Annotated in this window: 20 protein-coding genes and 2 pseudogenes; 3 read left to right on the top strand and 19 right to left on the bottom strand. The window is 67.6% G+C overall.

Going from position 1 to position 26,318, the window contains the following annotated elements:
• Positions 1-50 precede the first annotated feature (50 nt).
• The 13 genes and pseudogenes from BDD16_RS17095 to BDD16_RS17035 all read right to left on the bottom strand — a co-directional run bounded on the left by BDD16_RS17095 (position 51) and on the right by BDD16_RS17035 (position 13,368).
• The gene (locus tag BDD16_RS17095; protein ID WP_179635051.1) at positions 51-1,190 is read right to left on the bottom strand and encodes an outer membrane protein assembly factor BamB; all 1,140 of its coding nucleotides are present in this window, start codon (positions 1,188-1,190) and stop codon (positions 51-53) included.
• A complete protein-coding gene (locus BDD16_RS17090; RefSeq protein ID WP_179635050.1) occupies positions 1,187-1,861 on the bottom strand; it encodes a YfgM family protein in 675 nt (224 codons plus the stop codon). Before BDD16_RS17090 ends, BDD16_RS17095 begins: the two co-directional genes overlap by 4 nt.
• Before the next feature lie 66 nt (positions 1,862-1,927).
• A complete protein-coding gene (hisS, locus tag BDD16_RS17085) occupies positions 1,928-3,211 on the bottom strand; it encodes a histidine--tRNA ligase (RefSeq protein WP_179635049.1) in 1,284 nt (427 codons plus the stop codon).
• Positions 3,212-3,245: 34 nt separating this feature from the next.
• Entirely contained in the window at positions 3,246-4,529 is a 1,284-nt protein-coding gene (gene ispG, locus BDD16_RS17080; protein WP_179635048.1) for a flavodoxin-dependent (E)-4-hydroxy-3-methylbut-2-enyl-diphosphate synthase, read from the bottom strand.
• A gap of 8 nt (positions 4,530-4,537) precedes the next feature.
• Entirely contained in the window at positions 4,538-5,506 is a 969-nt protein-coding gene (locus tag BDD16_RS17075; RefSeq protein ID WP_179635047.1) for a helix-turn-helix domain-containing protein, read from the bottom strand.
• Complete coding sequence (gene pilW, locus BDD16_RS17070) at positions 5,499-6,410, bottom strand: type IV pilus biogenesis/stability protein PilW (protein WP_179635046.1); 912 nt, start codon at positions 6,408-6,410, stop codon at positions 5,499-5,501. Before pilW ends, BDD16_RS17075 begins: the two co-directional genes overlap by 8 nt.
• A 15-nt stretch (positions 6,411-6,425) precedes the next feature.
• Entirely contained in the window at positions 6,426-7,592 is a 1,167-nt protein-coding gene (gene rlmN, locus BDD16_RS17065; RefSeq protein ID WP_179635045.1) for a dual-specificity RNA methyltransferase RlmN, read from the bottom strand.
• 26 nt (positions 7,593-7,618) lie between these two features.
• Positions 7,619-8,044, bottom strand: coding sequence for a nucleoside-diphosphate kinase (gene ndk / locus BDD16_RS17060; protein ID WP_179635044.1), 426 nt, complete (start codon positions 8,042-8,044; stop codon positions 7,619-7,621).
• A gap of 96 nt (positions 8,045-8,140) precedes the next feature.
• Complete coding sequence (rluB, locus tag BDD16_RS17055; protein ID WP_179635043.1) at positions 8,141-10,255, bottom strand: 23S rRNA pseudouridine(2605) synthase RluB; 2,115 nt, start codon at positions 10,253-10,255, stop codon at positions 8,141-8,143.
• A gap of 91 nt (positions 10,256-10,346) precedes the next feature.
• Positions 10,347-10,487: pseudogene (gene scpB / locus BDD16_RS23460) on the bottom strand (SMC-Scp complex subunit ScpB); the annotation flags it as partial.
• A 127-nt stretch (positions 10,488-10,614) separates the two neighbouring features.
• Positions 10,615-11,694, bottom strand: coding sequence for an IS5 family transposase (locus BDD16_RS17045; RefSeq protein WP_179632624.1), 1,080 nt, complete (start codon positions 11,692-11,694; stop codon positions 10,615-10,617).
• Between the two features lie 64 nt (positions 11,695-11,758).
• A pseudogene (scpB, locus tag BDD16_RS17040) lies at positions 11,759-12,136 on the bottom strand (SMC-Scp complex subunit ScpB); the annotation flags it as partial.
• Positions 12,137-12,342: 206 nt separating this feature from the next.
• Positions 12,343-13,368, bottom strand: a complete 1,026-nt coding sequence (locus BDD16_RS17035; RefSeq protein WP_179635041.1) for an RluA family pseudouridine synthase — start codon at positions 13,366-13,368, stop codon at positions 12,343-12,345.
• A gap of 57 nt (positions 13,369-13,425) precedes the next feature.
• Here BDD16_RS17035 and BDD16_RS17030 point away from each other — a divergent pair, with 57 nt between their 5' ends.
• Positions 13,426-14,241 (top strand): outer membrane protein assembly factor BamD, encoded by an 816-nt coding sequence (locus BDD16_RS17030; protein WP_179636209.1) that lies wholly within the window; start codon positions 13,426-13,428, stop codon positions 14,239-14,241.
• 18 nt (positions 14,242-14,259) lie between these two features.
• Here the strand turns inward: BDD16_RS17030 and BDD16_RS17025 are convergent, their stop codons facing one another.
• Complete coding sequence (locus BDD16_RS17025) at positions 14,260-16,284, bottom strand: DNA repair helicase YoaA (protein WP_179635040.1); 2,025 nt, start codon at positions 16,282-16,284, stop codon at positions 14,260-14,262.
• A gap of 39 nt (positions 16,285-16,323) precedes the next feature.
• On the opposite strand from BDD16_RS17025, the gene BDD16_RS17020 reads away from it, so the two are divergent.
• Complete coding sequence (locus tag BDD16_RS17020; RefSeq protein WP_179635039.1) at positions 16,324-17,091, top strand: PP2C family protein-serine/threonine phosphatase; 768 nt, start codon at positions 16,324-16,326, stop codon at positions 17,089-17,091.
• Between the two features lie 15 nt (positions 17,092-17,106).
• On the opposite strand, the gene zapE is transcribed toward BDD16_RS17020, so the two are convergent.
• The 5 genes from zapE to BDD16_RS16995 form a co-directional block, all read right to left on the bottom strand.
• The gene (gene zapE / locus BDD16_RS17015) at positions 17,107-18,207 is read right to left on the bottom strand and encodes a cell division protein ZapE (protein ID WP_179635038.1); all 1,101 of its coding nucleotides are present in this window, start codon (positions 18,205-18,207) and stop codon (positions 17,107-17,109) included.
• A gap of 101 nt (positions 18,208-18,308) precedes the next feature.
• On the bottom strand, positions 18,309-19,736 hold the full coding sequence (gene lpdA / locus BDD16_RS17010; protein ID WP_179635037.1) for a dihydrolipoyl dehydrogenase: 1,428 nt from the start codon (positions 19,734-19,736) through the stop codon (positions 18,309-18,311).
• 83 nt (positions 19,737-19,819) lie between these two features.
• Positions 19,820-21,049 carry a 2-oxoglutarate dehydrogenase complex dihydrolipoyllysine-residue succinyltransferase gene (gene odhB / locus BDD16_RS17005; protein ID WP_179635036.1) on the bottom strand — a complete coding sequence of 410 codons (1,230 nt, stop codon included), beginning with the start codon at positions 21,047-21,049 and terminating at the stop codon, positions 19,820-19,822.
• Between the two features lie 21 nt (positions 21,050-21,070).
• Entirely contained in the window at positions 21,071-23,926 is a 2,856-nt protein-coding gene (locus BDD16_RS17000; protein WP_179635035.1) for a 2-oxoglutarate dehydrogenase E1 component, read from the bottom strand.
• Between the two features lie 413 nt (positions 23,927-24,339).
• Positions 24,340-25,560, bottom strand: a complete 1,221-nt coding sequence (locus BDD16_RS16995; RefSeq protein ID WP_246332582.1) for a TIGR03790 family protein — start codon at positions 25,558-25,560, stop codon at positions 24,340-24,342.
• On the opposite strand from BDD16_RS16995, the gene BDD16_RS16990 reads away from it, so the two are divergent.
• Positions 25,523-26,299 carry an IclR family transcriptional regulator gene (locus BDD16_RS16990; RefSeq protein ID WP_179635034.1) on the top strand — a complete coding sequence of 259 codons (777 nt, stop codon included), beginning with the start codon at positions 25,523-25,525 and terminating at the stop codon, positions 26,297-26,299. The two genes, BDD16_RS16995 and BDD16_RS16990, sit on opposite strands and share 38 nt — an antisense overlap.
• The last annotated feature ends 19 nt before the right edge of the window (positions 26,300-26,318 follow it).

Genomic DNA, 26,318 nt, shown 5'->3' with positions numbered 1-26,318 from the left:
GGTCGGTTCCGATCTGTAGCAGTTGAATGGTTGTTATGGAAAACGCGGGGTCATTCCGGCCGGAACGCGAACACGTTGCCGGACCGGGTCACGGCCAGCATCGTCAGGCCGGAGCGCACCAGCGGTGCAATGATCGCGCTGCCATCGGTGGGCAGACGCAGCAGGGGCTCGCCCCGGTCCTGCGACAGGACATGGAGCCAGCCTTCGCTGTCGCCGAACACCAGCGTCGAGCCGACGGCCAGCGGGGCCGTCAGACCACGGTAGCGGAGCTTGTCCGAGGTCCACGCCACATCCCCGCTGGCGCGGCGCCAGGCGCTGACCCGGTCGGTCGCGTCCGCACCGGACACGAACTCGGCATCGATCGCCAGACCCTCGAAGCCGCCTTGCGGTCGACTCCAGAGCACGGCATGTCGTTCGACATTCAGGCAGGTCACCGCGACCTGGAAGGAACGGGCGCAGACCACGTCCCCGCTGCGTGCAGCCGGCCCGACGAGGTCGGCCAGCCGCTCGACCTCGTTGGTCCCGCGCGGCGATGCGAGGGTGCTGTCCGCGCGCAGGGCCCCCGTGAGCGGATCGAGCGCCAGCAGGCGCGCGCCCATGCCCACCAGCAGCGTGTTGCGGTAGGCCAGCAGCACGCCCGGCTGCGCCAGCGACAGGGCATCGCCCGATCGGCCCACGGTCCACAGGCGGCGACCATCGAACACGTCGAAGGCCTGCACGCTGCGGTCGACGGCCTGGATGAACACCCGCTCGCCCGCCACCAGCGGCGCGGTGACTACCCGCGAGTTGAGCCGGGTGCGCCAGATCTCGCGGTCGCCGTCGATCACGACCAGTTCGTTGTTCCTGGTGACGACGGCCGCATGCCGTCCGTCACTGCCGACACCGGCCGACAGCGGTGCACCGACCGTCACCTGGCCGCGGACCGTGCCGGTTCCAATGTCCATGCTGACGATCTTTCCATCGTCACCCGCGAGCATGAAACGATCGCCCAGCACGGCCACCGTCTGCCCGGCCAGTGGCCGGCCCAGACTCTGGCGCCAGACCTGCTTGCCGGCGATCCGGGGCGTCAGCGGCTCCAGCGGCGTGGGCTTGGGCCGCTCGACCGAAGAGCAGGCCGCCATCAGCAGGGCCACGGCCACCACCAGACAGCGCCGGACAGCGCTGGGACCGCACGCGTTCAGGATGGTCATTTTGCGGCTCCCGAGGCAGCGCCCTCTTCCTGCGGCGCCGCACCCAGCGCAACCAGCTTGGCCTCGACCAGACGGCGGTAGTCCACGTCCTTGGCGAGTGCCTTCCAGGCCTGCTGGTAAGCCGTCACGGCCTCCGCAGTCCTGGACTGGGCCTGCAGGATGTCGCCACGGCGGTCCGCGGCCAGCCCGGCCCAGGCCTCGGGGACCTCGCTGCTGACCAGTTTCAGAGCCTCGTCATGGCGCTTGGCTTCGAGGTGCACGCCCGCCAGACGCAGGCGGGCAATCGCCCGGTATTCGTCTTCCTTGGCGTTCGCGGCCACCCACTCCAGCGTGCCGCGCGCGGCATCGGCCTGGCCCTTGTCGAACTGCACCTTGGCGGCGAGCAGACCGCCCTGCTCCGCAAATGCGGTCGCCGGATAGCGGGCCTGCAGATCGGCCCAGACCTTGGTCACCCGGTCCGCATCGCCGGCCTGGGCCGAGCGCTCCAGTTCGTCGTAGATGCCCCCGGCCTTGGCGGCCTGGTCGCGCTGCCAGTACTGCCAGCCGTTCCAGCCGGCATACGCCGTCAGCACGATCAGCAGCACCCAGGTGATCAGGTTGCCGAACTTGGCCCAGAACTGCTTGAGCTGGTCGAGCTGTTCCTGTTCTTCGAGGTCGAGATGGGATGCCATGCGCGTGTGTCGGAGGTGTAACCGTGGAGAGAGGGATTATGCGGGCCGCACTGGGGCGACGCCGGATCAGTCGGCGATCTCGGCCGACCAGGCGGCCACGTCGGCCAGCGGACGCAGCGCCTGGGCACGGCCGCCATCGCGCAGCGGCTTCACGGCCACCATGCCCTGCGCCAGCTCGTCGCCGCCGAACACCAGTGCGTAACGGGCACCGCTGGCATCCGCCTTCTTGAACTGGGACTTCATGCTGCCCAGGCCGTCCTTGCCACCCGCGTGCAGCACGACCTTCAGGCCCAGCGCACGCAGCGCCTCGGCCGTGACGGTCGCCGGAGCGAGCGCGGCAGCGTCAGGCACGATGGCGTAAGCGTCCGGCACCTGCACCGGCACCTTGACGCCACTGTCCTCCAGCAACGCCAGCACCCGCTCGATGCCCAGGCCCCAGCCCACGGCTGGCGCCGGCTTGCCGCCGATCTGCTCGATCAGGCCGTCGTAGCGACCGCCGCCGCAGACCGTGCCCTGTGCGCCGAGGCGGTCGGTGACCCACTCGAACACGGTCAGGTTGTAGTAGTCCATGCCGCGCACCAGGCGTGGGTTGATGCGGTAGGGCTGGCCGACCGCATCCAGCACAGCGCGCACGGCGTCGAAGTGCTTCAGCGACGCCTCGCCGAGGAAATCCATCAGCTTCGGCGCGGCTTCGACCACCGCCTGCATCGCCGGGTTCTTCGTGTCGAGGATGCGCAGCGGGTTGCTGTGCAGGCGACGCTTCGCTTCCTCATCCAGCACGTCGGCGTGGGCTTCGAAGTGGGCGATCAGCGCGGTGCGGTGCGCCTTGCGCTCGTCGGGCTGGCCCAGGCTGTTGATCTCCAGCCGCACGTCGGTCAGGCCCAGGTCGCGCCACAGGCTGCGCGCCATCAGGATCACCTCGGCGTCCACGTCCGGTCCGCCGTAACCCAGCGCCTCGACGCCGACCTGGTGGAACTGGCGGTAGCGGCCCTTCTGCGGGCGTTCGTGGCGGAACATCGGGCCGATGTAGAACAGCCGCTTCGGGCCTTCGTACAGCAGGTTGTGCTGCACCACGGCGCGCACGACCCCCGCCGTGCCTTCCGGGCGCAACGTGAGCAGATCGCCATTCATCTTGTCTTCAAAGGAGTACATCTCCTTCTCGACGATGTCCGTCACCTCGCCTAGGCCACGCACGAACAGCGGCGTCGGCTCGACGATCGGGGTGCGGATGTTGGCGTAGCCGTAGCGGCGCATCAGGGCGCGCACGCTGTCCTCGAACCACTCCCACCGCGCCGAATCCGGCGGCAGCAGGTCGTTCATGCCTTTGACGGCTTGGAGTTTTTCGCTCATCAGGAAAATTCAGGAATTCGGAGAACTCGGGAGTTCAGGAAACGGCCGTCTTCTGGCCAAAGCGCCGCTCGATGTACTGCTCGACCACGGCCTGGAACTCGCTGGCAATGCCCTCGCCGCGCAGCGTCATGGCCTTCTCGCCATCGATGTAGACGGGAGCCGCCGGGGCTTCGCCGGTGCCGGGCAGGCTGATGCCGATGTCGGCGTGCTTGCTCTCGCCGGGGCCGTTGACGATGCAGCCCATCACGGCCACCTTCATCGTCTCGACGCCCGGGTACTTGACGCGCCAGACCGGCATCTGCGCGCGCAGGAAGTGGTCGATCTGCTGGGTCAGTTCCTGGAAGGTGGTGCTCGTCGTGCGGCCGCAGCCGGGACACGCCGTCACGCTCGGCACGAAGGTGCGCAGACCCAGCGACTGCAGGATCTCCAGCGCGACGGTCACTTCCTGCGTGCGCGCCTCGCCTGGCGCGGGCGTCAGGCTGACGCGGATGGTGTCGCCGATGCCCTGCTGCAGCAGGATGCCCAGCGCCGCGGCCGAGGCGACCGTGCCCTTGGTGCCCATGCCGGCTTCGGTCAGGCCGAGGTGCAGCGGATGGTCACAGCGCTTCGACAGCTCGCGGTAGACCGCCACCAGATCCTGCACGCCACTGACCTTGCAGCTGATCAGCACCTGGCCCGGGTCCATGCCCAGCTCGACCGCGTAACCCGCCGAGTCGAGCGCCGACTGGATCAGGGCTTCGTACATCACCTGACGGCCTTCCCACGGCTGCGCGCGGCGGGCGTTGGTGTCCATCAGGCTGGCGAGCAGTTCCTGGTCCAGGCTGCCCCAGTTGACGCCGATGCGCACCGGCTTGTCGTGGCGCAGCGCGGCCTCGATCATCATGCCGAACTGGCGGTCGCGCTTGTCGCCCTTGCCGACATTGCCCGGGTTGATGCGGTACTTGGACAGCGCCGCCGCCATCGCCGGGTACTCGGTGAGCAGGCGGTGGCCGTTGTAGTGGAAGTCGCCGATCAGCGGCACGTCGATCTGCATGCGGTCGAGCTGGTCGCGGATGTGCGGCACGGCCTCGGCGGCTTCGGGCGTGTTGACCGTGATGCGGACCATCTCCGAGCCGGCCAGCGCCAGCTCCTTCACCTGGATGGCGGTGCCGATGACGTCCACCGTGTCGGTGTTGGTCATCGACTGCACGCGCACCGGCGCATCGCCGCCGACCGTCACGACACGGTCGCCCCAGACCACACGGGCCTGCAGGCTGCGACGCGCGGCAGGTTCGCCCAGCGGAATCGGTTGTTCGGAGGTCGTCAGGGGAGCGTGCATGGTCGGACTCACTTCAGAACGGCGTTGGCGATGTTGCCGCGGGTGAACGGGGCCAGGCTGAACGGCTCGCCACGCACGGTCACCTGGGTGACGCTGGCGATGCCCACCTTCATGCGCATCGGCATGGCGCCATCCAGGCCGATCACCTCGCCCGGCAGCACCGTGCGCGACAGCAGCACGGCGCCCGCCGCATCACGCACCTCGACCCAGGACTCGCCCGTCGTGCGCAGCACCACCGTGCCCGCCGCGGCCGGCGGCGCGCTGGCACCGACAGGCGCCGTGTCGGTGGGTGCCGAGTGCACGGTCTCGGACACCGGAGGGGCCAAGGGCGCGGATGCAGCCGGCGTCACGGGCGTCAACGGAACCGCAGGCACCACCACGGCGGTCGGCGCGGACACCAGCACCCCATCCGACGGCGCCGCAGTGCCACCACTGGCCGCCCCCGACGATGACACGGACGAGGGCACATCGGACACGGCGCTGGCACTGCCCGCGGGGGCATCCGCCGCAGGCCAGCCCAGGCCGCCAAACACCGAACGCATCGGCGGAGCGAACCAGAAGGCCAGTGCGGCCAGCAGCAGCAGCGCCGGCACCAGATAGGCGGGCTTGAGCCATTCCGGCTGCCCTGCTCCGCCGCGGCCGAAGGTATTGCCGCTCACGCCTTCGCGGTACGGCGTCTGCAGCCCGCGGGACACGTTCTCGAGCTGCTGCGGCGGCGTTCCGGACATCGGCAGCACAGCCAGGACCTTGGTGGAGTCCAGACCCAGCTGGCGGGCGTAGGACTGCGCCAGACTGCGCACGAAGGCCAGTCCCGGCAACTCGTCATAGCGATCGGCCTCCAGCGCCACCAGCCGGCGCTCGGGCACCTTCAGCAACTGTGCCAATGCATCGATTTCCAGCCCACGTGCCTCGCGGGCGGCGCGCAGCATGGCGCCGGCCGAGAGGGAGCCAGCTGGCAGCGGTGTCACTTCACTCATCGAACTGTCCTTGGTCATAGGCCGCTGCCTCCCGTGATTTCGGGAATCGTGCACGCAGCAATGACCCCAATTCTTCCACGGACGAGGTGAGGTTTCGTCGGTGCTGGATGCGAATCGCCAGCCACAGCGTTTCAGGGCTCACCAGCTCAGGGGTCTGGTTGAGCCGCTGGATGTAAAGAAATGCACGTTCCAGATCACCTCGGCGCTTCAGGACGTCCGCCAGATTGAACACGGTGGCCGGATTGCCCGGGTCCTGGTCGAAGCTGCGCTGCAGGATGATCTGGGCCGCCTGCAGCTCACCGGCCCGGGCCTCGCAGATGCCGGCAGCGAGCAGCGTGCGCGCCGATTCGCGGTACTGCGGCACCGCCATCGCCGCTTCGAACTGCTGGCGCGCCGGCACGAAGCGGCGCTGCTGGCAGAGGAACCAGCCGTAGTTGTGCAGGGTGTCGGCATCGGCGGGGCGGACCCGCAGGGCCGAGCGAAAACTCTCCTCCGCCAGCTCGTACTCCCCCATGTTGGCGTAGATGAGCCCGCGCAGGCCCAGGGCAGGCACATGACCCGGATCGACGGTCAGCGCGCGCTTGACCTCGTCCAGCGCGGTCACGTACTGCCCCTGGCCGAAATAGGCCGCGGCCAGTTCGGTGCGGATGCGCGCACGCCTGGCCGAGTCGGACTCGTCCGATTCGGTGACCAGATCGCGTCGGCCACCGGTGGCAGCATTCGCGGCAGCCGAACCGCTGGAGTTCGTCGGGCGGGGTGCGTTGATACTGGTGGGACTCGCCTCCCCCATCGGCACCGGCAAGGCCGGCCCGGACACGCAGCCAGCCAGCAGCACCGCAGCCAGCAGCAGACTGCCACACCGGCCGGTGCGGCGCTCGAACCAGCGCAGTGGGGTCATCGTCATCCTGGGGAAGATCGCTCAGTTCGGCGCAGCCGGGGGTGCGCTGCGCACGATGCGGATCGGCGCACGCACCATGCGCTCGTGCGCCCGGGTGCGGTCCTGCACCTCGCCAGCGAGCTGGCCGCAGGCGGCGTCGATGTCATCACCACGGGTCTTGCGCACCGTCGTGACCAGCCCCCCCTCCAGGAGCACCTTGGCGAAGGCCTGCACGCGGGCATTGTCCGAACGCTTCAGGCCCGACGCCGGGAAGGGGTTGAACGGAATCAGGTTGAACTTGCAGGGCAGCCGACCGACCGGTCCCTTCGGCCCGACCAGCGCCAGCAGCGCCCTCGCCTGCTCGTCGCTGTCGTTGACACCGTCGAGCATGCAGTATTCGAACGTGATGAAGTCGCGCGGCGCCGTGTCCAGGTAGCGCTTGCACGCGGCCAGCAGATCGGCCAGCGGGTACTTGCGGTTCAGCGGCACGAGCTCGTTGCGCAGCGCGTCGTCGGGCGCGTGCAACGACACGGCCAGCGCCACCGGCAGGTCGTCGCGCAGCCGGTCCATGAACGGCACGACGCCGGAAGTCGAGACCGTCACGCGCCGGCGCGACAGGCCGTAGCCATGGTCGTCGAGCATCACGCGCAGCGCCGGCACGAGCGCGCCGTAGTTCTGCAGCGGCTCGCCCATGCCCATCATCACGACGTTGGTGATCACGCGCTCGCCAGCGGGACGGTTCAGGTCGCGGCGCAGCGTGTGTTCGGCATACCAGAGCTGCGCGAGGATCTCGCCCGTGCTCAGGTTGCGGGAAAAGCCCTGGTGGCCGGTGGAGCAGAAACGGCATCCCACCGCACAACCCGCCTGCGACGAGATGCACAGCGTTCCGCGGCCTTCCTCGGGGATGAAGACGCTCTCGACGGCATCGCCGGCGCCCACATCGAACAGCCACTTGACTGTGCCGTCGGCGGAGCGGTGTTCGGAAAGGATCGCCAGCGGACGGATGACCGACCCGCTGGCGAGTTTGGCGCGCAGCGACTTGGCCAGATCACTCATCTGGTCGAAGTCGCGCGCACCGCGCTGGTGGATCCACCGGAACAGCTGGACGGCGCGAAAGCGCTTCTCGCCCAGGCGCTCGCAATGCGCAGCCAGCCCGTCGAGGTCAAAGTCGAGCAGGTTGACAGCGTCGAGGGCAGCGTCGGTGGTCATGTCTTCAGCGCGGGTTCAGCAGCCGATCAGCGGCTGTAGACGTTCATGCCGGGGAAGAAGAAGGCGATCTCGACGGCGGCCGTTTCGGCAGCGTCGGAGCCGTGCACGGCGTTGGCGTCGATCGAGTCGGCGAAATCGGCGCGGATGGTGCCGGCTTCAGCCTTCTTCGGATCGGTGGCGCCCATCAGCTCGCGGTTCTTCAGGATGGCGTTCTCGCCTTCCAGGCACTGGATCATCACCGGGCCGGAGATCATGAAGTTCACCAGGTCGTTGAAGAACGGGCGGGCCTTGTGGACGCCATAGAACGCTTCAGCGTCGGCACGCGACAGCTGCACCAGCTTGGCAGCGGCGATCTTCAGGCCGGCGCCTTCGAAACGGGCGTAGATCTGGCCGATGACGTTCTTGGCGACGGCGTCGGGCTTGATGATGGACAGGGTGCGTTCGATGGCCATGGAATGGTTTCCTTGAAACAGGGAGGACAAAGTCGGTCGAATGGGGGTCGAAGCCGGGGAAAACCCGGCATTCTAGCGTTGAAGCGTGTCAGGCCATCAGCGCCGACGGCCGCCGCGGCCCTTGTTGTTACCGCCGCCAGGGCGGGTGAAGTAGGCCTCGGCACCGATGTAGCCGACCGAGGTCTCCATCGGGTCCGGCTGGCGCGGCTCGCCCTTGCGGTTGCCACCTCCGCTGCCCGGCGTCGGCTCCTCGGTCGGCCGGCCGAAGCCGGTCGTGATGCGCTTGGAGCCGGACACGAAGCGCTTGTCGAAGGTCTGCTCCAGCGGATTCGGGATGTGCAGCGGGTCATCGCCCTCGTTGCGCGGACTGCGGCCACCGCCCTGCCCGCCGCCCTGGTTGCCGTAGCCGCCACCACCTTGCGGCGGTCCATCCTGCCGCGGGCCACGCGGCGGACGGTTCTGCTGACCTTGCGGGGCATTGCCCGGGCCGTTCGGACGCCCGCCCTGGCGGTCACCGCGGTCCTGGCCACGGTCACCTCCGTGCTGCGCACCCTTGCCACGCGGCGCCTGCGGATCGCGCTCGGCACGCGGCTCGCCAGCTCCGCGTCCACCGCGGTCATTGGCACGCAGCTCGCCACCACGGTCCGGGCGGTCCTGGCCACGGCCCTTCTGGGGCCGGGCACCACGCGGGCCATCGTTCGGCACCGGCACCACGCGGGCGGGCTGGTCGGGATTGGCAAGAGCACGGATCGTGCGCACGTCCTGGTCGTCCAGTTCCACCCAGACACCGCGCTTGAGACCACGCGGCAGCACCACGGTGCCGTATCGGATGCGGATCAGCCGGCTCACCGCCAGACCCACCTTGTCGAACAGCTTGCGCACTTCGCGGTTGCGGCCTTCGGTGATGACAACGCGGTACCAGCGGTTGATGCCTTCGCCGCCACCGTCCTCGATCGACTTGAAGGCCGCCTTCTGGCCCTCGATGTCCACGCCGTCCAGCAGACGCGCACGCTGCTCGGTCGCCAGGGAACCCAGCACGCGCACGGCGTACTCGCGTTCCACGCCGAAGCGCGGGTGCATCAGCTGGTTCGCCAGATCACCGGAGTTGGTGAACAGCAGCAGGCCTTCGGTGTTGATGTCCAGGCGACCCACCGACAGCCACTTGCCGGTGTGCAGGCGCGGCAGACGGCGGAACACGGTCGGTCGACCTTCAGGATCGTGGTGCGTGACCACTTCGCCGACTTCCTTGTGATACGCCAGCACGCGGGCCGGCGGCGGCGCGATGCGCACCTTGATCGGGCGGCCGGCGATGCGGATCTGGTCGCCCTGGGCGATGCGCATGCCGATGTGCGCCGCTTCACCGTTGACGGACACCTGACCGTCCTGGATCAGCTGCTCCATCTCGCGGCGCGAGCCGATGCCGGCCTGGGCCAGCACCTTGTGCAGCTTGGGCGCCTCGGGCTCGGGACGCAGCACGCGCTTGCCCGGATCGACCAGTTCATCGTCCGCGTCGGGAGTGACTTCGGCGTCGTAGTCGCCCGAGATCACCTCGGCGAACAGCGTGCCGGCATCGACAGGGTCATCGTCACCGCCGCTGACCACGATCACCTCGAACTCTTCCTCGCTGTCAGCCACCGACCCGGCAGCAGCCTGCGCACCGGAAATCGCGGCACCGCCCTCCTCGCGCGGACCACGGCGCTCCTTGCGGCGCTGGCGATCACGGTCGCGCCGGCGACCACCGGCTTCTTCACCCACCGGTGCCGCAGCGCCCGTTTCCGGCGCAGCGTCCGGGGCCGACTCTGCCGCCACCGGCACCACCACCACCGGTTCAGCGACCGGCTCCACGCTCGGAGCGACGTCCGTCGAAGCGATTGCCGGCTCGGCGACCACGTCCTTCTTGCGGCTGCGCGGCGCCCGCGCAGGGCGCGTGGCCGGCACCGCGACGTCAGCGGCCTCGACCACCGCCGGAGCGACGTCCTGGGCCACCGCCTCGCCCGCAGGCTCGACCGACACAACCGCCGCCACCGGCTTGCGGGGCGCACGCGGCTTCTTGGCGACAGGCGCCGCTGCGGGCGCCTCGGTCGTGCCCACGTCCACGGCCACGACGTCCGCAGCCACCTTGCGGGGCGCACGGCGCTTCTTCGGGGCCTCGGGGGTCTCTGCAGCGGCGTCGGCGCCAGTCTGGTCAGCGGTATCTTGATGTTCGTTCATGCGTTCGGCCTCAGGCCTCGGAGAGAGATGACGATGCGCCATCGGGTCCCGAGGGCACAGGGTTGGTGTCGACGACCAGGTCGGACCCGATCGCCTCCAGGGATGGCAGTTGATCCAGGGATTTCAATCCCAGATCGTCCAGAAATTGTCGGGTCGTCGCATACAGCGCGGGACGCCCTGGGCCCTCGCGGTGCCCGATCACCTCGATCCAGCCACGCTCTTCGGGGCACTTCTAGAAACCGGCCCTGCAGCCCTGAACCTGGTCTGAGCCTGCACAAATCCAGCTCAGACGAGCAGTGGATGACGGCGGCGAGCCCCTGTCCCCGCCGCCGCGGTGCCCCGCGACGGGGTTTTTCCCCTCACGCGGGCTGTGCGGACGGACCTGCGCTCTTGACCAGCCACACCAGCCTGCGCGCGTTGTAGGCCGCGCACTGCAGCGTGATCGCCAGCGCATTGCGCGCCAGCGTCATCGCCCGCACGCACTTGCCGCCCTGCTGGCTCAGCGCCGCGAACACGTGCTCGACCCGCGCCCGCGTGCGGTTGATCGTCTTGTTGCGCTGCTTGAGTCGAACCTTGGCCGTCTGCCCTGGCTTGGCGCGACGCGCGATGCCGTCGGCCAGTCCGTGCTGCTGCAGCGTCTGACGGTTGGCCGCGCTGTCGTAGCCCCGGTCGGCCAGCAGCCGCTTGCGCGTGTTCGCCACCTGCAGCACGTCGGGCAGTTGCTGTCCGTCGTCGGCGTTGGCCGCCGTGATCTTCATCTGGCGGATCAGCTTGTAGCGTGCGTCCACGTTGCCGTGCAGCTTGTAGCCGTAGTACGACTTGCCGTGCTTTTGCGTCCAGCGCGCGTCCCGGTCGGTGTGCGCCAGGCGCTTCTTGCTCCAGCCCTCGGGCGCCTCCCCCTTGTTCAGCGCATCGCGCTCCCGGGCGTTGGCCTGCGTGATCGGCGCCTGCACGATGCTGGCGTCCACGATCTGCCCGCCCCTCGGGATGAAGCCGTGCCGCTGCAACTGCTGGCTCAACGCCTCGAAAATCGCCCGGCCTCCCAGCCCGCCTTCGGCCAGCCGCTGCCGGAAGTTCCACAGCGTGCGTGCGTCCGGAATGTTCAGCGCGCCGTCCAGCCGGCAGAACCGCTGGAAGCTCATCCTGTCCAGCACCTGGTGCTCGCACTGCTCGTCCGACAGGTTGTACAGCCCTTGCAGGAACACCATGCGCACCAGCGCCTCGGTCGGGTACGGCGGGCGTCCGCCCTTGCTGCGGTCAGCGCGAGGGCAGGCCTTGTCCACCGCCGCGGCCATCGCTGCGAAGTCGATCAGTTCGTCCATCGCCGCCAGCGTCTGTACGTAGCCCTCCAGCTTGGCCTTGCGCTGCTGCACCACGAACAGGTCGTCCGCGGCCTCCTCAGGAAAGAAGCTCGATGGCTTGGTGCGGGGTGTGATCATGGGGCGGTATCTTGCCGCAGCGCGCGGCTCAGGCGGCGGTCAGGGTCGGTTTCTAGAAGTGCCCTTCGAGCTGCCGGACGATCTGCGTGCTGACCGTCACGCCACGGATGTCCTCGATGTCACCCCGGGTGACGGGCTGGCGGTAGGCCACGATGGACAGGGTCTCCATCGTGGCGCGCGAGTAGCGGGCTGGCTTGTCCGGATACAGCCGGTCCAGATGGACCCGCATCTCCGGGCGGCTCTGAAACCGCCACCCGCTCGCCACACAGACCAGCTCGACACCGCGCCCCTGCCAGTCCTGCGCCAGTCCGTCCAGCAGCATGCGCACCGTGTCCGCGCTGACTGCACCATCGAACAGTTGCCGGAGTTCGCGAACCGGCAACGGCTGGTGCGCACAGATGAGTGCGGTCTCGAGGACGCGTTTGGCATCCCGTGTATTCATGAATTCCGTCTGATACCTGGGCGGCCCTGACCAGCACATCGCCAGGGGCGGCCGGTCCGGGGAATTCGCTGTCGGGTTTCGGGGTGTGCGCCCGGACCAGGTGGGGTCGGGGCTCGCAGGACGCAGGCGCAAGGCGCAAGGCTCGTTCCTGCTGGATTGGACCACATTCTAGCGTCGAACGGACCGCCGTGCGCTGTGGCCGCCGTTCAACCTTGCGTGACCTGCTTCCACACGCCAGCCAGATCGTCCGGCAGCGCCGCATCGAAGGACAGCCATTCGCCCGTCAGCGGGTGCTCCAGCCCGAGGTGCGTGGCATGCAGCGCCTGCCGGGTGACCCCCAGCACCGGCTTGCCACCGTACACCCCGTCCCCCAGCAGCGGGTGCCCGCGCCGCGCCAGATGCACGCGGATCTGGTGGGTGCGCCCGGTGTGCAGCTTGCAGCGCACGGCACTGACACGCCCGGCCTCGGGCGACTTGCCGAAGTCCCGCACGGCCAGACAGGTCACATCGGTGCGTGCCGGCTTCCCATTGGTCACGACGGCCATGCGGATACGCGACACCGGATCACGCCCGATCGGCGCCTCGATGGTGAACGGCTCCTCGTCGACCGCGCCATGCACCAGCGCCAGGTATTCGCGGTGCACTTCGCGCGCCGCGATGGCGCGGGTCAGCGCGGTCTGCGCCAGCTGCGTCTTGGCCACGACCATCAGGCCGGAGGTGTCCTTGTCGAGCCGGTGGACGATGCCCGCCCGTGCCAGCGACGCAGCACCTGCGTGGTGTGCCAGCAGACCATTGAGCAGCGTGCCCGACCAGTGCCCCGCGGCCGGATGCACCACCAGACCCGCCGGCTTGTGCACCACCATCAGCGTCTCGTCCTCGTAAACCACGTCCAGCGGGATCGCCTCGGCGCGGAAGGCACTGCTCTGCGCCGTGGGCTGCAGCGCCACCTCGATGATCTGCCCGGCCCCGACCTTGCGCGACGCGCTGGTCAGCACCTGCCCGGCGCTGCGCACATGGCCGGCCTCGATGAGCTGCTGGAGATGGCTGCGCGAGAACTCCGGCGCCAGCCCCACCAGCCACTTGTCCAGCCGCAGTCCGTGCGAGGCACGGTCGACCTCGGCCTGCCGGCATTCGATCTCGGCAGTCGATGCCGCACCGCCCGGCTCCGGGCTCTCCTCTTCAATGTCCTCGACAACTTCCGAAGCTTCATGCTGGCCCTGGGGCCCGTTCATATAATTCACGCTCTGTATCCAATCTGGCCCGACCTGCGGGTCCGGCCCATGACCACCATGTTCAAGCCCTGCCCGACACCGGCTCTGCGCCTCGCCTCCCTCGTGCTCGGGGTGGCGTTGGCCTGTCAACTGGGCGGTTGCGCGTCGGCGCCCAAAAACGTCGATGACGGCAAGAGCATTGCCAAATTGTACGAAGAGGCCCGGGAAGAATCCGCCAACGGCGCCTACGACCGTGCGATCAAGCTCTACGAGCGCATCGAAGGCCGTGCGGCCGGCACCCTGCTGTCGCAGCAGGCGCAGCTCGAACAGGCCTATCTGCTGTACAAGCAGCAGGAAAAGGCACGCGCGCTGGCCGTGGTCGAACGCTTCCTGAAGCTGCACCCGACCAGCCCCGCAGGCGACTATGCCTACTACCTCCAGGGGCTGATCAATTTCAACGACGACCTCGGCCTGTTCGGCTCCATCGCCAGGCAGGACCTGTCCGAGCGCGACCAGCAGGCCTCGCGCGACGCCTACCAGAGCTTCAAGCAGCTCGTCGACCGCTTCCCCGAGTCCAAGTACGCACCCGACGCCAAGGTGCGCATGAAGTACATCGTCAACGCGCTGGCCTCCTACGAGGTGCATGTGGCGCGCTACTACTACATGCGCGGCGCCTACCTGGCCGCCGCCAACCGCGCCCAGCAGGCACTGCAGGACTTCCGCGGCGTGCCGGCCGCCGAAGAAGCCCTGTTCCTGATGGCCGCCAGCTACGACAAGCTCGACCTCGCGCCGCTGCGTGACGACGCGCAACGCGTGCTGAAGACCAACTACCCGCGCAGCGAGTGGATCGGTCGCGACTACGACGAAAAGGCGCGCTGGTGGCGCCTGTGGTGACCGGCTGAGCGCCTGGCGCTAGACCGGCGTCGTGGCGTGCGACGCCGACGCAGCGTGGGCCTCCGCCAGCTCCCGCAGCCACGCCAGCGCCAGATCCTCGCTCGCCAGTGGTGTCATCGGCGGCAGTGCAGCCCGCAGGCGCCTCCCGTAGCCCATCTGCACCAGCCGGCTGTCGCACACCACCAGCAGGCCGCGGTCGGTCTCGCTGCGGATCAGCCGTCCGGCGCCCTGCTTCAGCGCGATCGCGGTTTCGGGGATGAAGTAGTCATTGAAGGCGTTGCCGCCCTCGGCTTCGAGCTGCCGGCTGCGTGCCTCGGCCAGCGGATCGTTCGGCGGCGGGAACGGCAGCTTGTCGATCAGCACGCACTGCAGCGCATCCCCCGGCACGTCGATGCCTTCCCAGAAGCTGTGCGAGCCGACCAGCACCCCGCGCGGCGCGGCCAGGAACTGCGCCAGCATGGCCCGCTTCGGCGCCTCGCCCTGCACGAACACGGCAATGCCGTCCGGCGCCAGCCGCTCGCGCAAGGCAGCGCCGATCTGCTGGAGTGACCGCAGCGTGGTCGTCAGCACGAAGGTGCGGCCGCCCAGCGCCTGTGCACAGCGTCCGGCCAGTTCGGCCACCGCGCCCGGATGCGCCGGCTCGCCCGGCTTGGGGAAGCGCGTCGGCACATACAGCCGGGCGTGCGCCGCGTAGTCGAAGGGGCTGCCGGCCTGCAGCGTGCGGGCCTCCTCCATGCCGACGCTGCGGGTGAACCAGCTCAGCGCCGGATCCGCGCCCAGCGTGGCCGAGGTGAAGATCCACGCCCGGCTGCCACCCTCGACCTGCGCGCGCAGCGTCTCGCGGATGTCCAGCGGCGCTTCGGTCAGGCGGGCCTGGTGGGTGGTCAGGTCGATCCAGCGCACATGGTCGTGCGCAGGCGCCTGCAGGAAGGCTTCGACACGGGCCGCCAGCGCCCGCGCCCGGTCTTCGAGCTTGGCCAGATCGGGGCCACCATCGGCCACGGCGACCAGGTGCTCCAGCATCTCGGCGCTCACCGTGCGCACACGCTCCAGCGCCTCGGTGAATTCGGGGCGACCTGCGCGCTCCTCCCAGCGCAGCCGCACGGCGCCCCGCAGCGGCCCCGCGCTCGCCAGCCGCAGCTCGCGTGCCGCCAGCTCGCAGCGGGCGGCCAGTTCGGTCCATGGGCCGAAGCCGCGTGCCTCGGTCAGCCCGACCGCCAGCAGATCGCGGCTGAAGTCGAGCAACTGGCTGGTGCCGAGCATCTTGCCCAGGAACTGCACGCCGGCCTCGTTGAGCTGGTGCGCCTCGTCGAAGACCACGGCGTCCACCGTCGGCAGCAGCTCGGCCATGCCGGTGTCCTTGAGCGCCATGTCGGCGAAGAACAGGTGGTGGTTGACCACGACGATGTCCGCCTGCAGGGCCGTTCGGCGCGCCTGCACGACGTGGCACTGGCGGAACTTCGGGCACTCGCTGCCGAGGCAGTTCTCCCGGTTCGACGTCACCAGCGGGATCACGGGCGAGCGTTCGTCGAGGCTGTCCAGTTCGGCCAGATCCCCCGTGCGGGTGCCCTGCGCCCAGACCTCGATGCGCGCCAGCTGGCGCATCGCCTGCCGGTCCGGCCATTCGCTGGTGTGGCGGGCCTGCTCCAGCCGGTGCAGGCAGAGGTAGGAGCCACGCCCCTTCAGCAGCGCGATCTGCACCGGCAGGCCGAAGGTCTGCATCAGCCGGGGAAGATCGCGCAGGAAGAGCTGGTCTTGCAGGCTCTTGGTCGCCGTGCTGACCATCGCCCGCAGCCCGGACAGCAGCAGCGGCACCAGGTAGGCGAAGGTCTTGCCGACCCCCGTGCCGGCCTCGGCGACCAGCACGCTGCGCGACTCCAGTGCCTCGGCGACGGCGTCGGCCAGGTCCGTCTGCACCTCGCGCGACTGGAAACGGCGATCGGCCTGCGCCAGCTCGCCGTCCGCGGAAAACGCCTGCGCCACTTCCGCGCGCAGCGGGGATCGTGCGCTCGTTGCCGCTATTCGCTCTGGCGTTGACTTCATGGGCAGGAAAAGCGGGTTGAACCGTTTATAGTTTTCGACATGACACCGGACTCCCCTGGATATCGATTATTGGCGGCCACAGGCATCGACCGCGGTGATCGACTGTATCAACAAGATCAGGTGGAGGTCTTCACGCACCCTCGCGCCGAAGGTTGCCTGCTGGCCATTCTTGCCGACGGCATGGGTGGCAAGAGCGGGGGCCGCAAGGCCGCCGACCAGGTGCTGCTGATCGCCCGCCAGCTCTTCGAGCGCTTCGCGCCGGCCAAGGACTCCGCGTCCGAACTGCTGCGCAAGATCGTGCTCGAATCGCACCTGATGATCAAGCTGACCGCGATCACCTCCGAACAGGAGCCGCACAGCACCCTCGCCGCCTTCCTCGTCCTGCCCAACCGCGAGTGCCACATCATCCACGCGGGCGACTCGCGGGTGTATGTGTTCCGCGGCTCGAACATGCTCACGCGCACCTTCGACCACTCGCTGGTGCAGCGCATGGTCGAAGATGGCGAGATCAACGAGGAAGAGGCGAACGACCACCCCCATGCCCACCTGCTGACCGGCTGCCTGGGCGCGGACGAGGACCCGCCCATCACCGTGGCCCGCATGGACCGGCTGGAAATGGGCGACTCGCTGCTGGTGTGCAGCGACGGTCTGTGGCACTACTTCACATCGCGCGAGCTGGGCACCATCGTCAACGCGCTCAAGCCGCGGGATGCCAGCAAGATGCTCATCAGCAAGGCGCGCCAGCGTGCCCGGGGCGGCGGCGACAACCTCTCGCTCGCCCTCGTCCGGCTCGACACGCTGGACTGACGGCCCCCCAGGGGATCAGGTCAGCGACGTGTCCACGTCGCGCCGCTCCAGCGCCATGAACTCCTCGGACTGCATCTCCGTCAGGCGCGAGACGGTGCGCGGGAATTCATGCGACATCGGACCTTCGGTGTAAAGCTCCTCGGGCGGCACGGCGGCCGAGATGATCAGCTTCACGCGCCGGTCGTAGAGCACGTCGATCAGCCACGTGAAGCGCCGCGCCTCCGACGCCAGCCGTGGCGGCATCATCGGCACGTCCGACAGCAGCAGCGTGTGGAACTGGGTCGCCAGTTCCAGGTAGTCGTTCTGCGAGCGCGGCCCGCCACACAGCTGCTTGAAGTCGAACCAGACCACCCCGCCCGCCTTGCGTCGGGCATGGATGACGCGGTTCTCGATGCGCAGCTCGGGCGATTCGTCCTTCACCTCGGCCAGTTCGTCGAAGGCCTGCGTCATGGCGGCGTCCGCCTGCGCGCCCAGCGGCGTGTGGTAAAGCTGGACATGCTGCAGCGTGCGGCGGCGGTAGTCGGTGCCGTTGTCGACGTTGATGACTTCGAGCTTGGCCTTGAGCAACTCGATGGCCGGCAGGATGCGGTCGCGGTGCAGCCCGTTCGGGTACAGCTCGTCGGGGTGGAAGTTGGACGTCGTGATGATCGACACCCGGTTGGCGTACATCGCGTCCAGCAGCCGGTGCAGGATCATCGCGTCGGTCACGTCGGCGACGTGGAACTCGTCGAAGCAGATCAGCCGGAAGCGCCGCCCGATGCGCTTGCCCAGTTCGTCGAGCGGATTGGCGATGCCCTTGAGTTCCTGCAGCTCCCGGTGGACTTCGCGCATGAACTCGTGGAAGTGCAGCCGCGTCTTGCGCTGCAGCGGCACGGCCTGGAAGAAGCTGTCCATCAGGAAGCTCTTGCCCCGCCCCACCCCGCCGTGCATGTAGACACCGCGCGGCAGCGGCGGCCGGATCAGCGCCTTGGTCAGCACATTGCTGCGCCGGGACTTGTAGGCGATCCACTCGTCCTGGCAGCGCTGCAGGGCGGCCACGGCGCGCAGCTGGGCCGGATCAGCCTGGTAGCCGCGCTCGGCGAGGGTCTGGTGGTAGATCTCGGTGACGGTGGGCATGGTCGACAAGGCCTGGACAGGACGGAAAGAAGAACAACGGAAAAAGGGGCGACTCGCGCCGCCCCTGATGGTTGCATGCTGCGGGCGGAACCCGCGCAGGCTCAGAAATTGAGCGTGCGCTTGTCCACGGCCAGCGCCGCTTCCTTGGTGGCCTCCGACAGCGACGGGTGCGCGTGGCAGATGCGGGCGATGTCTTCGGCCGAGGCCTTGAACTCCATCGCGACCACGGCTTCCGAGATCAGCTCGGAGGCCATCGGACCGACGATGTGCACGCCCAGGATCTCGTCGGTCGTGGCGTCGGCCAGGAACTTGACGAAGCCGGTGGTGTCACCCAGCGCGCGCGCGCGGCCATTCGCGAGGAACGGGAACTGGCCGGCCTTGTACGCCACGCCGTCCGCCTTGAGCTGCTGCTCGGTGCGGCCGACCCAGGCGATTTCCGGGCTGGTGTAGATCACCCAGGGGATGGTCGCGAAGTTGACGTGGCCGTGCTGACCGGCGATGCGCTCGGCCACTGCCACGCCTTCTTCCTCGGCCTTGTGCGCCAGCATCGGGCCGCGCACCACGTCACCGACCGCCCACACGCCGGGCAGGTTGGTCTTGCAGTCGGCGTCGACGACGACCATGCCACGCTCGTCCAGCGCCAGGCCGACGGCTTCCGGGTTCAGGCCGATGGTGTTGGCAACCCGGCCGATCGACACAATCAGCTTGTCCACCGCCAGCGTCTGCTCCGCACCCTTGGCGTCGGCGAAGAACACGACCACGCCGTCACCCGACGCGTCGACCTTGGAGATCTTCACGCCGAACTCGAACTTCAGGCCCTGCTTCTTGAACGCCTTCAGCGCTTCCTTGGCCACGCCTTCGTCGGCGGCGCCCAGGAAACCGGGCATCGCTTCCAGGATGGTGACTTCTGCACCCAGGCGGCGCCAGACCGAGCCCATCTCCAGGCCGATCACGCCCGAGCCGATCACGCCCAGCTTGGCCGGCACCGCGCCGATGCGCAGCGCGCCGTCGTTCGACAGGATCTTCTCTTCATCGAACGCAGCACCCGGCAGCGCGCGGGCGTTGGAGCCAGTCGCGACGATGACGTTCTTGGCCGTCAGCACTTCGTTGGCAGCGCCCGCGACGTTGATTTCATAGCCGCCTTCGACCGCCTTGGCGAACGAGCCGCGGCCGTGGAAGAAGCTGACCTTGTTCTTCTTCAGCAGGAACAGGATGCCGTCGTTGTTCTGCTTCACGACGGTGTTCTTGCGGCCGACCATCTTGGCCACGTCCATCTTCAGGTTGTCCAGGCTGATGCCGTGGTCGCCAAAGTGGTGGGCGGCGTGCTCGTAATGCTCCGAGGACTGCAGCAGGGCCTTGGACGGGATGCAGCCGACGTTGGTGCAGGTGCCGCCAGGGGCCGGGCCGCCCTTCTCGTTCTTCCATTCGTCGATGCAGGCGACCTGGAAGCCCAGTTGTGCTGCGCGGATGGCAGCGATGTAGCCGCCGGGGCCGCCGCCGATCACGACGACATCAAATTGCTTGGACATGGTGAATTCCTGAAGTCTTGGCAGAACGCCCCCGAAGGGGCGTCCGAAATCACGTCAGTTCGACGCAGAGGCGCAGAGGTCGCTCAGATGTCGAACAGCAGGCGGGCCGGGTCTTCCAGCGCTTCCTTCATCGTCACCAGACCCAGGACGGCTTCGCGGCCGTCGATGATGCGGTGGTCGTAGGACATCGCCAGGTAGTTGATCGGGCGCACCACGACCTGACCGTTTTCCACCACCGCGCGGTCCTTGGTCGCGTGCACGCCCAGGATGGCCGACTGCGGCGGGTTGATGATCGGGGTCGACAGCATGGAGCCGAAGGTGCCGCCGTTCGAGATCGAGAACGTGCCGCCCGTCAGGTCGTCCATCGAGATCTTGCCTTCCTTGGCCTTCTTGCCAAATTCGGCGATCTTCTTCTCGATGTCAGCGAAGGTCATCTGGTCAGCGTTGCGCAGGATCGGCACCACCAGGCCACGGGGCGAACCGACGGCGATGCCGATGTCGAAGTAGCCGTGGTAGACGATGTCGTTGCCATCGACCGAGGCGTTCAGGACCGGGAACTTCTTCAGCGCAGCGACCGCGGCCTTGACGAAGAACGACATGAAGCCGAGCTTGATGCCGTGTTCCTTCTCGAACTTGTCCTGGAAGCGCTTGCGCATGTCCATCAGCGGCGCCATGTTCACTTCGTTGAACGTGGTCAGGATGGCGTTCTGCGACTGCGACTGCAGCAGGCGCTCGGCCACGCGGGCACGCAGGCGGCTCATCGGCACGCGCTGTTCGGCGCGGTCACCCAGGGCCACCGGCGCAGCGGGTGCGGCCACGGCCGGCGGCTTGGCAGCCACCGGCGCCGGAGCCGCCTTGGCCCCCGCGGCGACGGCACCCAGCACATCACCCTTGGTGACACGGCCATCCTTGCCGGAGCCGGCGACATCGCCGACGCTCAGGCCGTTGTCGGCCAGCAGCTTGGCAGCAGCGGGCATGGCGACATCGCCCTTGCTGGCGGCCACGGGTGCGGCGGCCACTGCCGTCGTGGCAGGAATGGCCGCGATCTGCAGCGGGCTGACCGCCACCTGTCCGTCGGTGTCGATCTTGGCGATCACCTGTTCGCTGGCGACCGTGCCGCCGTCGCCGACGACCAGTGCAACCAGCACGCCAGCGGCGGGCGCCGGCACTTCGAGCACGACCTTGTCGGTCTCGATCTCGATGAGGATCTCGTCGATCGCCACGGCATCACCGGGCTTCTTCTTCCACTGCAGCATGGTTGCTTCCGCAACCGACTCGGACAACTGGGGGACTTTGACTTCAACAATGGCCATGATGGTAGGAACCTGTTTGGATTACTTGGTGAGCACGAAGCCCTTGAGCTTGCCGAATGCCTGGTCGAGCAGCGTCTTCTGCTGCTCCTGGTGCAGGTGCGCGTAGCCGACCGCCGGCGATGCAGAGGCCGGACGACCGGCGTAGCCGAGCTTCTGACCGTCCTGCATGTTCTCGTGGATGTAGTGCTGCACGAAGAACCAGGCGCCCTGGTTCTGCGGCTCGTCCTGGCACCACACGAGGTCGGTCAGGTTCGGATACTTCTTCAGTTCGTTGGCAAACGCCTTGTGCGGGAAGGGATAGAGCTGTTCGACGCGGAGGATGGCCACGTCGCCGGACTTCTTCTCTTCGCGCTTCTTGACCAGGTCGTAGTAGACCTTGCCCGAGCAGGCGATGACACGCTTGACCTTCTCCGGATTGATGTCGGCCTTCTGCTCCGCGATGACGGTGCGGAATTCGCCCTTGGTGAAGTCGCTCACCGGCGAGGTCGCATCCTTGTTGCGCAGCAGCGACTTCGGCGTGAACAGCACCAGCGGCTTGCGCAGCGAACGCACCATCTGGCGGCGCAGCACATGGAAGATCTGGCTGGCCGTGGTCGGCTGCACGATCTGCATGTTGGTGTCGGCAGCCAGCTGCATGAAGCGCTCCAGACGGGCAGAGGAGTGCTCCGGACCCTGGCCTTCGTAGCCGTGCGGCAGCATCAGCGTCAGGCCGTTGACGCGGCCCCACTTCACTTCGCCGGAGGCGATGAACTGGTCGATCACGACCTGCGCGCCGTTGGCGAAGTCACCGAACTGCGCTTCCCAGATGGTCAGCGTGTTGGGTTCGGCCGCGGCGTAGCCGTATTCGAAGCCCAGCACGGCCTCTTCCGACAGGATCGAGTCGATGACGGTGAACGTGGCCTGGTTGTCGGCGACGTGCTGCGCGGGGATGTAGGTGCCTTCGTCCCACTTCTCGCGCTTCTGGTCGTGGACCACGGCGTGGCGGTGCGTGAAGGTGCCACGGCCGCAGTCTTCGCCCGACAGGCGCACCGGATAGCCGGCGGCGACCAGCGAGGCAAAGGCCATGTGCTCGCCCATGCCCCAGTCGACGTTGACCTCGCCACGGCCCATCGCGGCGCGGTCGTCGTAGACCTTCTTGACCAGCGGGTGCGGATTGACGCTGGCGGGAATCGTCGTCAGGCGCTCGGCCAGACGCTTCCACTCGGTCAGCGGGATGGCGGTGTCGGCAGCATCGGTCCACTTCTTGCCGAGGAAGGGCGCCCAGTCGACCGCGTACTTGCTCTTGAAGTTGCTGATCACCGGATCGATGGTGTGACGACCCTGGTCCATCGCGGAGCGATAGTCCTTGAACATGTCGTCACCCAGCGTCTCGCCCAGACCCTGGGCGGACAGCTTGTCGGCGTACAGGCGGCGGGTACCGGGATGCGCGCTGATCTTCTTGTACATCAGCGGCTGGGTCAGGGCCGGGGTGTCCTGCTCGTTGTGGCCCAGCTTGCGGAAGCAGATGATGTCCAGCACCACGTCCTTGTGGAACGCCATGCGGTAGTCGAGCGCGAACTGGGTGGCCAGCACGACCGCTTCCGGATCATCGCCGTTGACGTGCAGCACCGGCGCCTCGACCATCTTGACGATATCGGTGCAGTACAGCGTCGAGCGCAGGTCGCGCGGGTCCGCCGTGGTGAAGCCGATCTGGTTGTTGATGATGATGTGGACCGTGCCGCCGGTGGAGTACCCCCGCGTGGCCGACAGCATCAGCGTTTCCTGGTTGACGCCCTGGCCACCGAAGGCCGAGTCACCGTGCACCAGCACCGGCAGCACCTGGGCACCGGTCTTGTCCTCGCGGCGGTCCTGGCGGGCGCGCACGGAGCCTTCGACCACCGGGTTGACGATTTCCAGGTGCGACGGGTTGAACGCCAGACTCAGGTGGACCGGACCGCCGGGGGTGGAGATGTCCGAACTGAAGCCCTGGTGGTACTTCACGTCGCCGGCGGGCAGATCTTCCGGAGCGGTGTGGTCGAACTCGGCGAACAGGTCCTTGGGCATCTTGCCCAGGGTGTTCACCAGCACGTTCAGGCGGCCGCGGTGGGCCATGCCGATGACGATTTCCTGGATGCCCTTCTGGCCGGCACGCTGGACCAGTTCGTCCATCGAGGCGATGAAGCTCTCGCCGCCTTCCAGCGAGAAACGCTTCTGGCCGACGTACTTGGTGTGCAGAAAACGCTCCAGGCCCTCGGCGGCGGTCAGGCGGTCGAGGACGTGCTTCTTCTGCTCGGTGGAGAACGACGGCTTGCTGCGGACCGACTCCAGGCGCTCCTGCCACCACCGCTTTTCGGTCGGCTCGGTGATGTGCATGATCTCCGCGCCGAGGGTGCCGCAGTAGGTCTCGCGCAGGGCCTGCACGATCTCGCGCAGCGTCATGCTGTCGGACTTCGTGAAGTACGTGTTCGTGGCCGAGAACGTGATGTCCATGTCGGCCTCGGTCAGGTCGTAGAACGCCGTCTCGAGTTCGGGGATCTTGGGGCGTTCGGTGCGCTTGAGCGGATCGAGGTCGGCCCAGCGCGAGCCGAGCGAGCGGTAGGCCGCAATCAGCGACTGGACATGGACCTGCTTGCGTGCGACGGCCAGATCGGCTTCGCTGGCCTTGTGCGCAAAGGCGTTCGCCGTGGCACGCTGGGCGAAGGATTCGATGACAGGGGCATGCGCCACGTCGCGGCTGTCGGAGCCATTGGCGGCGGGAACGTGCTGGAGCGCGTCGAAGTAATCGCGCCAGTTGTCGGGCACCGAGCCCGGATTGTCGAGGTACGCCTCATACATTTCTTCGACGTAAGGGGCATTGCCACCGAAGAGGTACGAGTTCGTCCTGTATTGCTGCATCATATTTCGCTCACCTTGCGCCCTGGTATCCGGGGCTCCGATGGGTTGGACAACCTTCCGCGACACGGCTAAACCGATTGGCGGATCGCGACCCGCCTTAGCTGTTGCCAGGAAAGGGGACGGGAAGGACCTATAAAGTCAAGCCAGAGACTTTAGCACCTGCAGTGAGGTGCCTGGCATGTCGTTTTGGCGCGCACCGGAACAGATTGTGGTCAAAATGACGCACAGTCACCGCGAACAGATGCTCCAAGTCGCAGCAGAGGCTGCAGGGGTCGTGTGGCACGACAGTCTCCTTCGTTCTTCTTGCGTCCAGTGTCTTGCGGAACATGCCATGGCCTCCGGCAGAGGCTGCAGCAATACCGCAATGCGCTGGTCTCGCTTGTCATCTGATAGTTATCCACTCGCGCACTGACCACTCACTGACGGGCAAATGGTGCGGCCAGCGGCTCCCCCACAAACACACCCTGCTGCGGCCACGCCACGCTCTTCCAGTAGGCTTCCAGCGCGGTGCTGCCTTGCAGGTAATGGAGCAGCAGAATTTGCGGATGGGGGAACTTCTGCAGATGGTTGCACGGTTCGCTGACAGTTCCATAACTGGCAGTGGCTCCCGCATCCAGCCAGTCGAGCACCGTGCTCTGTCCACCAGTGCGGTCGAGTTGCCCACCGAACGAGGTCAGGTGATCGGCCAATGCCCCCGGCACCCAGTCGATCGCATCCGCCCCGAGGAACTGTGCCACCCCGGTCTGCACGAGCACCACCCGGGAGGTTTCGCGCGGCAGATCGCCATGGCCCAGGTGGTTTTCCAGCCCGATGCGGCGCTGCAGGCCGGCCGGCGGAAACAACGAGGAGCGCACGCTGCGCGCGGCATCGGCTGTCGTCATGAAATGCGCCTGTACCGGAGCCGCCCCCACCAGACCAAGGGTGTGGTCGGACGATGCACCACGGTCGATGAGACGGCGCGCGCGGTCCGCATCGGAAGCAGCCAGCAGCATCGACGGACGCAACCCCAGATCCTTGAACGGGGCCGCAGAAGCAGAATTGAAATACGGTGAAACCGGGCGGCGACCGCAGGGCTGCTCGCACGCCTGGGCATCGAACCCCAGCGTCACGGCCGACGTGATCGACTGGCACTCGACCGCATGGGGCTGCACCCAGGCAAGCGCCAAGGCCTGCACGCCACCATCGAACTGCTCGTCGATGCGGCGGCGCAGGCGCTCCAGATCGGCGACCGAGAGGCGGGACTGCACGGGCAGGTCGATGCGCAGGACATGGCCGTCCGGAATGCGGCGGACACGCCGGTAGTACTCGCCGACTTCGACCGAGTACGGATCAGCCGTGTTGATGACCAGCCCGAGATCCCCTGCATGCAGGCGACCGATGACACGGGGAACACGCGTCATCGGTCGCGGCCGCGGTCGCACCGATGGTGTCGATGCAGCGGCAGTACCGGAAGCTGCCTGCGGGCCTGCGTCTGCGGGCTGGGCCAAAGCAGGTCCGGCCCCCACCATGATCAACAGACCGCAGACAACAAAACCAAGGGACTCCCGCATCCAGTGTTTCGCCATGCAAAAATAGGCATTGATTTTCAAACGAGTCACCATGACGAAAAAGGACAGTTCCAGCCAGACACCGGCCATTCAGGTGATGGACCGCATGTTCACCCTGCTGAATGTGCTGGCGGCGCACCAGGATCCTGTCTCGCTGAAACTGATCAGCGAGCAGACGGGTCTGCACCCGTCAACCGCACACCGGATCTTGAACGATCTGGCCATCGGCCGCTTCGTGGACCGGCCTGAAGCGGGCAGTTATCGCCTCGGAATGCGACTTCTTGAACTGGGCAATCTGGTCAAGGCCCGGCTGGACGTGCGGGACGCGGCTTTGGGGCCGATGCGGGAGTTGCACAAGCTGACCCACCAGCCCGTCAATCTCTCGGTGCGTCAGGGCGACGAGATCGTCTACATCGAACGCACCTATTCCGAGCGTTCAGGCATGCAGGTGGTGCGCGCAGTCGGCGGCCGCGCCCCACTGCATCTGACATCCGTCGGCAAGCTGTTCCTTGCGCACGACGATCCGCAGCGGGTGCGCAGTTACGCCACGCGCACGGGCCTGGCCGGACACACCCGCAACAGCATCACCGATCTGCCACTGCTGGAGCGCGAGCTCGCACGGGTGCGACAGACCGATCTGGCCCGGGACAACGAAGAACTGGAACTGGGCGTGCGGTGCATGGCGGCCGGCATCCATGATGACCAGGGCCGCCTGATCGCCGGACTGTCGATCTCGGCACCCGCCGACCGCCTGGAAGAAAGCTGGTGTGACAAGCTGCTGGACACTGCTGCCGCGATTTCCACGGCACTCGGGCACCACCAGCCCTGACCAGGCCAGAGAATGCCGG

The organism is Sphaerotilus montanus, assembly GCF_013410775.1.
Taxonomy (GTDB): Bacteria; Pseudomonadota; Gammaproteobacteria; order Burkholderiales; family Burkholderiaceae_C; genus Sphaerotilus; species Sphaerotilus montanus.
Note: the sequence above shows the minus strand (reverse complement) of the source record. Positions and strands in the feature narration are given on the sequence as shown.